This is a genomic window from Anaerolineales bacterium (assembly GCA_022866145.1).
GTDB lineage: Bacteria > Chloroflexota > Anaerolineae > Anaerolineales > E44-bin32 > PFL42.
Genome location: JALHUE010000412.1, coordinates 1 through 1,697, shown reverse-complemented (window position 1 = coordinate 1,697; position 1,697 = coordinate 1). Strand labels below are relative to the sequence as shown.

Genomic DNA, 1,697 nt, shown 5'->3' with positions numbered 1-1,697 from the left:
TGGTTGACCTGACCAACGACGGGACGATCGCCCGGCTGGCCGAGCAGTACATGCAGCTCACGCCGGCCGAGATCGCTCCTCTGCCACCCGCCGCCACTCCGATCCCGGGTCCAACCCCGACGGCCGCGCCGGGTGCGTGTATCGACGGCATGGCCTACGTCTCTGACCTGAACTATGACGATGAGAACATGACGGACCCGGTGGAAATGGAGCCCAACGAGGATTTCGAGAAGGGTTGGCGGCTCAAGAACGTGGGCACGTGCACCTGGACGGACAAGTACTCGATCCGCTACGTGTACGGCAACGAAGCCGAGTCTGGCATGGGCGGCGAGACGACCTACGTCAGCGGCAGTGTGAAGCCGGGTCAGACCTACGACATGTATGTCGAGCTCGAGGCGCCGAGCAAGCCCCACACGTATCAGGGATTCTGGCAGATGTACAATGCCAACGTTCAGGCGTTCGGCCAGACAGTCTGGGTCGGAATCGTTGTCCCCGGCGAAGAGCCAGAACCGACACAAGCTCCCGAGGCGACCAAACAGCCCGAGCAGCCGCCGGCCATCCAATACTTCCAGGCCGATCCGACGCAGATCGACGTTGGGGTGTGCACCACGCTTTCGTGGTCATTCTCAGGTGAGAGCCTGGCCGATGCCTGGATCACCCGCAACACCGAGCGGGTCTTCAACGATCTGCCCACGGAGGGATCCGTGGAAGACTGCGGGTTGGCAGTGGGCCAGTATACGTATGTCCTTCAGGTCAGTTCGGAGTTCGCTGGGACAGCCCAGCAGCAGGTCCTGGTGGAAGTGCTTGAGCTTGAAGTGAATCCTCAGTAGCCTGCCTTGTCCTGCAGCCTGGCTCGGATGGGGCTGCCGATAGCTGAAACACAAGGAGCGGGATCATTTCCCGCTCCTTGTTGTTCGTCTGCTTGCCGGCCTGAGGCGGGCGCAATTGGGCCTCACGCCCCGAACCACTGCTCCAGGTGCTCCTTGAGTGCCACCCGGCCGTGGGCGACCACCTCGTCCGTGATGTCCTGTGCCTGACGGCGAGCGCCCGAGGGGGCAAGTCGAAAAGGCTCTCCGAACGTGACGTTGGCGGTAAGCCGTACGGAGCTGGGGACGAGCAGTTGCTGCATGGATTGGAAGATCTCGGCGGCGCGCTGGCGCTCCATCTTTCCCTTCTGGAACCACGTCAAGGGGTTGCGCAGGCTGAGCGGCGAGAGCATGCCGCTGGCGATGCTGACCTGGATCTGAGTTTCCGGGACGCTCCGCAGCAGGACCCCGATGCTGGAGGACCAATGGTCAAAGGTGCTCTCAGCGCCGGAAAGGACGGAAGGGTCCGGATCGACCCGTCCGCTGGGAAAGATCAGCAGAGCCCCGTTCTCCTTAAGGTGACGAACGGCTTCCCGGATTACCACCATCCGCTGCTGCGAACCGGGCAGGGAGGCAAAGATCACATGGCGGCTGGTGAAGGGCAGGTTGCGAATCACCGGCATGTTGCTGGCGATGATCTTCAGATCCTTGCGGTTGAGGGCGGCCGTAATCGCCAGCGAATCCACCGTCCCCGGGTGGTTGGAGGTCACGAGCAGCGGGCCCTCCCTCGGGACCCGGTCGGTTCCTCGCACGCGGACCTGGCGGAAGGCGATATCGGTCGCCCAGGCTGCCGCCTCCGGCAGCCCTTGTTCCTCCACGATCCGGTCGAAC

Annotated in this window: 2 protein-coding genes; one reads left to right on the top strand and one right to left on the bottom strand. The window is 63.3% G+C overall.

From position 1 onward, the window contains the following. Positions 1–830: NBR1-Ig-like domain-containing protein (locus MUO23_12295; GenBank protein ID MCJ7513738.1), on the top strand; the 830-nt coding region annotated here is incomplete at its 5' end. Between the two features lie 122 nt (positions 831–952). Here MUO23_12295 and MUO23_12290 read toward each other — a convergent pair. Beyond that, positions 953–1,697, bottom strand: a 745-nt coding sequence (locus MUO23_12290; GenBank protein ID MCJ7513737.1) for a 1-acyl-sn-glycerol-3-phosphate acyltransferase, incomplete at its 5' end; no start/stop codon positions are given.